Source organism: Nocardiopsis trehalosi NBRC 14201, from assembly GCF_001552555.1.
GTDB lineage: Bacteria > Actinomycetota > Actinomycetes > Streptosporangiales > Streptosporangiaceae > Nocardiopsis_B > Nocardiopsis_B trehalosi.
Window position 1 is genome coordinate 1 of record NZ_BCRK01000266.1, and the last position, 5,859, is coordinate 5,859.

At 76.6% G+C, this 5,859-nt stretch carries 7 protein-coding genes and 1 pseudogene; 5 read left to right on the forward strand and 3 right to left on the reverse strand.

What is annotated here, in order from left to right:
* Nucleotides 1-117: 117 nt before the first annotated feature.
* Together NT8_RS26735 and NT8_RS26740 are read right to left on the reverse strand one after the other, a co-directional pair.
* Nucleotides 118-696, reverse strand: a complete 579-nt coding sequence (locus tag NT8_RS26735; protein WP_245646349.1) for a methylated-DNA--[protein]-cysteine S-methyltransferase — start codon at nucleotides 694-696, stop codon at nucleotides 118-120.
* Between the two features lie 92 nt (nucleotides 697-788).
* Nucleotides 789-2,255 (reverse strand): DNA-3-methyladenine glycosylase 2, encoded by a 1,467-nt coding sequence (locus NT8_RS26740; protein ID WP_084469311.1) that lies wholly within the window; start codon nucleotides 2,253-2,255, stop codon nucleotides 789-791.
* A 606-nt stretch (nucleotides 2,256-2,861) separates the two neighbouring features.
* Here NT8_RS26740 and NT8_RS31110 point away from each other — a divergent pair.
* Nucleotides 2,862-3,194, forward strand: a pseudogene (locus tag NT8_RS31110) (NUDIX domain-containing protein); the annotation flags it as partial.
* A gap of 35 nt (nucleotides 3,195-3,229) precedes the next feature.
* Nucleotides 3,230-3,352, forward strand: a complete 123-nt coding sequence (locus NT8_RS31390; RefSeq protein WP_281203540.1) for a hypothetical protein — start codon at nucleotides 3,230-3,232, stop codon at nucleotides 3,350-3,352.
* Between the two features lie 271 nt (nucleotides 3,353-3,623).
* Here NT8_RS31390 and NT8_RS26745 read toward each other — a convergent pair whose 3' ends face one another.
* Complete coding sequence (locus tag NT8_RS26745; RefSeq protein WP_067975496.1) at nucleotides 3,624-3,977, reverse strand: hypothetical protein; 354 nt, start codon at nucleotides 3,975-3,977, stop codon at nucleotides 3,624-3,626.
* 133 nt (nucleotides 3,978-4,110) lie between these two features.
* Between NT8_RS26745 and NT8_RS26750 the strand changes: the two genes are divergently transcribed.
* The 3 genes from NT8_RS26750 to NT8_RS28995 form a co-directional block, all read left to right on the forward strand.
* On the forward strand, nucleotides 4,111-4,527 hold the full coding sequence (locus tag NT8_RS26750; protein ID WP_067975505.1) for a cobalamin B12-binding domain-containing protein: 417 nt from the start codon (nucleotides 4,111-4,113) through the stop codon (nucleotides 4,525-4,527).
* 161 nt (nucleotides 4,528-4,688) lie between these two features.
* Nucleotides 4,689-5,471 (forward strand): TSUP family transporter, encoded by a 783-nt coding sequence (locus NT8_RS26755; protein ID WP_067975499.1) that lies wholly within the window; start codon nucleotides 4,689-4,691, stop codon nucleotides 5,469-5,471.
* Nucleotides 5,472-5,729: 258 nt separating this feature from the next.
* The coding region (locus NT8_RS28995) for an ATP-grasp domain-containing protein (protein ID WP_369406315.1) at nucleotides 5,730-5,859 on the forward strand (130 nt) is incomplete at its 3' end.

Consider the following 5,859-nt stretch of genomic DNA (forward strand, 5'->3'; position numbering starts at 1 on the left):
CGGGGCGCCGGGCCCCTCAGGGGCCGGCTCGGGGGGTCGCGGCGGGTTCTCGGGGGGCACTCGGTCACGGTAGCGGCCGGGCCGCCGGGGGTGTTCCGGCGGCCCGGCCGGGTGCGGTCAGAGTCGGCCGGTGCGTTCGAGTCGCAGCAGGCGCTCCTTGCGGGGCAGCCCGCCGCCGTAGCCGACGAGCTTGCCGTTGGCCCCGATGACCCGGTGGCACGGCACGATGATGGAGATCGGGTTGCGCCCGTTGGTCATGCCCACGGCGCGCGACCCGTTGGGGTGGCCGATCGCGGCGGCGATGGCCCCGTAGGTGACGGTCCGCCCGTGCGGGATGGTGGTGAGCTCCCGCCAGACGAGGCGCTGGAACCGGGTGCCGCGCGGCGCGAGCGGCAGGGTGAAGTCGCGCAGCTCCCCGGCGAAGTAGGCGCGCAGCTGCTCCTCGGCCGCGCGGAACACGCCGGGGTCGTGGCGCCACTCCGGGTCGATCGCGGCGGGCGTGCCCTCGGCGGGCCCCATCCACAGTCCGGTGATGGACGTGCCGTCGCTGGTGACGAGCAGTTCGCCGATGGGTGAGGGCAGCACGGTGTAGCGGGTCGGGGCGTCGGCGGGGTCGGCGAACTCCACGTACGGGGCGGCGGGAGCGGCGACGTCGAACGGGAGCATGCCCTCGTCGGTGGGCGCGGTGGCGGTCATGTCGGGTTTCCCCTCGGTCGGCGGCGGGTGGCGGGCGGCGGGAGCGGTGTCGCGCGGACGGTCGGCGGCGCGCACGCGGGTGCGGTGCGGTGTCACGCGGGCGCGGCGGCGGGCGCGGACAGGGACTCCCACAGGTGGTGGGTGGCGTAGGAGCGCCAGGGGCTCCACGCGCGGGCGGCGCGTTCGGCGGAGCGGGGGTCGCCGGGGTGGCCGAGGCGGTCCAGCGCGTGGCGGACGCCCAGGTCGGTGGCGAGGAACACGTCGGGGTCGCCGAGGGCGCGCATGCGGATGTAGTCGGCGGTCCACGGGCCGATGCCGGGCAGCGCGCGCAGCCGTGCCGCCGCCGCGTCGCGGTCGGCGCCGGGGCCGAGGTCGACGTCGTCCGCCGCGATGGCGGCGCTGAGCGCCACGAGCGCGCGGGCGCGGCCGCGCGGCATGGGCAGGTCGGCGGGGTCGGCGGCGGCGAGGGTGTCGGGGTCGGGGAAGGTGTGGGTGAGGCCCCCGCTGGGGGCGGTCAGCGGCTTGCCGTAGCGCTCCACGAGGCGGCCGGCGACGGTGCGGGCGGCGGCGACGGACACCTGCTGGCCGATGACGGCGCGCACCGCGAGTTCGGCCGGGTCGACGTGGCCGGGCGCCCGCAGCCCGGGGGCGCGGGCGACGGCCGGTGCGAGCAGCGGGTCGGCGCCCAGGACGCCGGACACGGCCTCGGGGTCGGTGTCGAGGTCGAGCAGGCGGCGGCACCGCTGCACGGCGGCGCCGAGGTCGCGCACCTCGTCCAGGGCGAGCAGGCACCGGACGTGGCCGGGGGCGGCGCCGGCGCGCAGTTCTGCGACGCCGGACCCGTGCGGCAGCCGGAGCACCCGCCGGTACACGCCGTCGGCGTACTCCTCGACGCCGGGCACGGCACGGGCGCCGAGGAACGCGAACAGGCGGTCGAGGTCGAGCGGCTCCCGGTAGGCCAGCCGCAGGGCGACCGTGCCCGGCGGGGGCGCGCCGTCGCGGTGGGCGGAGGCGCGGCGCAGCTCGGTGGGGCTGCGGGCGAACACCGCGCGGACCGTGTCGTTGAACTGGCGGATGCTGGAGAACCCGGACGCGAACGCGATCTCGCTCATGGTCAGGTCGGTGGTCTCGACCAGGACCCGGGCGGTCTGCGCCCGCTGGGCGCGGGCCAGGGCCAGCGGGCCGGCGCCGGGTTCGGCGGCGAGCAGGCGGTTGAGCTGGCGCTCGCTGTAGCCGAGGGCGGCGGCCAGGCCGCCGACGCCGTCGCGGTCGACGGCGCCGTCGGCGATGAGCCGCATGGCGCGGCCGACGACGTCGGCGCGCACGTTCCACTCGGGGGAGCCGGGGGAGGCGTCGGGGCGGCAGCGTTTGCAGGCGCGGAACCCGGCGGCCTGCGCCGCCGCCGCGCTCGGGTGGAACCGGGTGTTCTCGCGCTTGGGGGTCACGGCGGGGCAGCTCGGGCGGCAGTAGATGCCCGTGCTGGTCACCGCGACGAAGAACACCCCGTCGAAGCGGGCGTCGCCGCTGCGGACCGCGAGGTAGCGCTGGTCGTCGTCCATCACACGCCCCATCCTCGTTGCCCCCCGACCCCCCACGCTAGCGGTTATCGGACATGACCGTCGCCGTCGCCGGGATCGCCGCGGGAGTTCCGCGCGTCGGCCCGCGGCCTGGTATGCAGCGGCCAGGTGTCAGCGTAGGCGGGCGTCCGGGGGGCGGTCCGTGCCGACGCGGCGTCGCCGCGCGATCGTGTTGGCCGAGGAGGTGGCGGGGGCCCAGGTCAGGGTCCGGATGAGGAACATGCCCGCGAGGTTCTCGACGGCCTTGGGACCGGCCCCGCGGTGGTGGACTCGACGGACCAGGGGGTCGACCGCCGGTGGCGGTGGGGATGACCACGGCGGTGATCGCGGACACGGCGATGGGGCGGGGACCCCGGCCAGGCTCCAGCCGAGGCCGCGGGCCGCGAGCCCGCGGCCGTCGCGCGCCCACAACCGGTGGCGGTGGGGCATCCGCGCCCCCTGAACCGGTAGCGCGCCCAGGCCCACAGCGCCGGGTGGGCGGGCGCGGGGGCCGGGGGCGGCGCAGGAAGGGGGCCGCCGTCGGGCGGGGAGGCGGGTGTGGCCTCGCGGGTGTGGCCGACAGCGGGGGCGGCGGGGCAGGATCGGGGGATGACGGAGCCCGTGCGGCGCGACACCGCCCGCGTGATCCTGCTCGCCCCCGACGGCCGGGTGCTGCTGTTCCGGCACCTGCTGCCCGACCCGTGGGCGTGCGACGGCTGGCTGACCCCCGGCGGCGGCATCGACCCGGGGGAGTCCCCGGCGGAGACGGCGGCGCGGGAGCTGGCCGAGGAGACCGGCCACCGGTTCACCCCCGCCGCGCTGGGCGGGGCGGTCGCCGTCGACTCCGGGCCCTGGTCGGTGGACGGCGTGGCCTATACGACGGTCAACTGGTACTTCGCCGCCCGCGCCGGGTCCGCCGGGGTGGACCTGTCCGCGATGGCGGCCGCCGAGCGCGCCGACGTGCACGAGGTCCGCTGGTGGAGCCCTGCGGAGCTGCGCGCGGCCGACGCACGGTGTTCCCCGTGGGGCTGGCCGACCTGGCGGTCCGGTTGGCGGCGGGCGACCGCCCGGCCGAGCCGTTGCGCCTGCCGTGGGTCTGACCGTGCGTCGACCCGTTCCGCCGACCCGTCCCTGACGCCGACCCGTCCCGGGCGTCGTCCTGCTCACGCTCGCCGCGTCGCCCCGCCCGCCCCGGGACCCGGGCGCGGTGCGGGTCGGGCGCCGCCTGCTCCGTCGGATGGGGGGCTGACCTGGGGGTTCGGTCGGCGGTGGGGGCGCCCGGCCGTGCCGCTGGGTCTGACCGTGCGTCGATCCGTCCCGGACACCGACCCGTTGCCGTCCGCCGCACCACCGCGCCCGCCCCGGTGCGGGTCAGACGCCGCCGGTGCCGTCGGGTGGGGTGGTCGGGCCGGCGGGGTCGGTGCGATCGGTGCGGGCCTCGGCGGCGTCGGCGTGCTCGGTGAGGTAGTCGACGTAGATCGGGCGCAGTGCCTCCTGGACGCGCGGGTCGTCGTCGGCGCCGAGGGCGTCGTAGAACAGGCCCGACGCCTGGGCGACGCCCGCCTCGCTCGCCTCCAGGTTGCCGGCGGCGGCCTCGGCGGCGGGCAGGCTCTGCAGCAGCCGCCAGAAGAAGGCGACGTCCCAGCGGCGCCGGGCGAGGGCGACGGCGCGCTCGCGCAGTTCGGTGGCGGGCAGCCGGTCGAGGGCGGTGAGTTCGTCGCTCATGCCGGGGACCTACCCGGCACCCGCGCGTTCATGAGGAGAGTGACCTGGGTTACGCTGCACTCGGGTTCGCGTGCCGCTGCCCGCCGCCTCCCACAAGGACCGGCGCGGGCGCCTGAAGGCGAAGGGGCTGGACATGGGTGCGTCATCGGCGGTTCGGGTCGTGGTGGCCAAGCCGGGTCTCGACGGGCACGACCGCGGGGTGAAGGTCGTGGCGCGGGCGCTGCGCGACGCGGGTGTGGAGGTCATCTACATGGGCCTGCGGCAGACCCCCGAGATGATCGTGAACGCCGCGCTCCAGGAGGACGCCGACGCCATCGGCCTGTCGGTGCTGTCCGGCGCGCACATGACGATCTTCGCCCGGGTCATGGAGCTGCTGCGCGAGCACGACGCCACCGACATCCGGGTGTTCGGCGGCGGCATCATCCCCGAGGCCGACATCCCCGAGCTGGAGCGCATGGGTGTGGTGAGGATCTTCACACCGGGCGCCACCACCGCCGAGATCGGGGCGTGGGTCCGCGACAACATCCGCCCGGCGCACGCGGCCGGTTAGGCGGTCCCCGCCCGGCGGCCGCGAAGGGCGACCGCCGCACGACCCCGGACCGGGCGAACGGGGCGAACCGGGCGCTGGTTAGACTCGGCGCACGTGACGACTCCCCTCACCCTCCCCTCCCGCGGCCCGGCCGCGCCCGCACCGGTGCGCGGGTAACCCCGGTGGACGCCGGACTCGACGTCATCGCGCTGCTGCTCGTCGCCGCGGCCGCCGCCGGCTGGATCGACGCGGTGGTGGGCGGCGGCGGACTGCTCCTGCTGCCCGCGCTCCTCGTGGCCTTCCCGGGCACCCCGGTCGCCCAGCTGCTGGGCACCAACAAGCTCGCCGCGATCTTCGGCACCTCCTCGGCCGCCCTCACCTACGCGCGCGGGCTGCGCCTGGAACCCCGGATCGTGTGGCCGACCGCCGGCCTGGCGCTCCTCGGCGCGGGCGGCGGCGCCGCGCTCGCCGGGTCGATCTCCTCCGACGCGCTGCGCCCCATCGTCATGGTGGTGCTGGCCGTGGTCCTCGTCCTGGTGGTGGCCCGGCCCACCATCGGCGCCGTCGCCGACCCCTCCCGGCTGACCCCGAACCGGATCGTCGCCGCCGTGCTGCTCGCGGGGGCCGGCGTCGGGTTCTACGACGGCATCATCGGCCCCGGCACCGGGACGTTCCTGATCATCGCGCTGACCACGGTGACCGGGCTCGACTTCGTCAGCGCCTCGGCGTCGGCGAAGATCGTCAACACGGCCACCAACCTGGGCGCGCTGGCGGTGTTCGCCTGGCACGGCAACGTGCTGTGGCTGCTCGGCCTGGGGCTGGCCGCGTGCAACGTGGTGGGGGCGCAGGTCGGCGCGCACATGGCGCTGCGGCGCGGCACCGGGTTCGTGCGCGTCGTGCTGGTGGTCGTGGTGGTGGCGCTGCTGGTCCGGATGGGCTGGGAGCAGGTGGCCGGGGCGCTGTGAACAGCGGTGTGACCGGTCACACGGCTTCTCACCGCAGTCCCTGGCCGCGCGCGGTGCGCGGGGGCCGCCGCGGTGCGGTGGCACTGGTCACCGCCGCCCCGATGTCGGCTGACGAGGGCCGGGAGGGCTAAGCTTCCGCATGGTGCGGAGGGAATATCGACGTTCCTCAACGCGGTCGGCTCCGCGAAGGTTCCCACCGGTTGTGCCATACGGCCTCCGCAGAAGACTGCACCCAGCGAGTTACAAGGACGGACCCTCGTGGACCTGTTCGAATACCAGGCGAAGGAACTCTTCGCAGAGTACGGGGTTCCCGTACCCCAGGGGAAGGTGGCGAGCACGGCCGCAGAGGCCCGTGCGATCGCCGAGGAGTTCGCCGCGGCGGGCACTT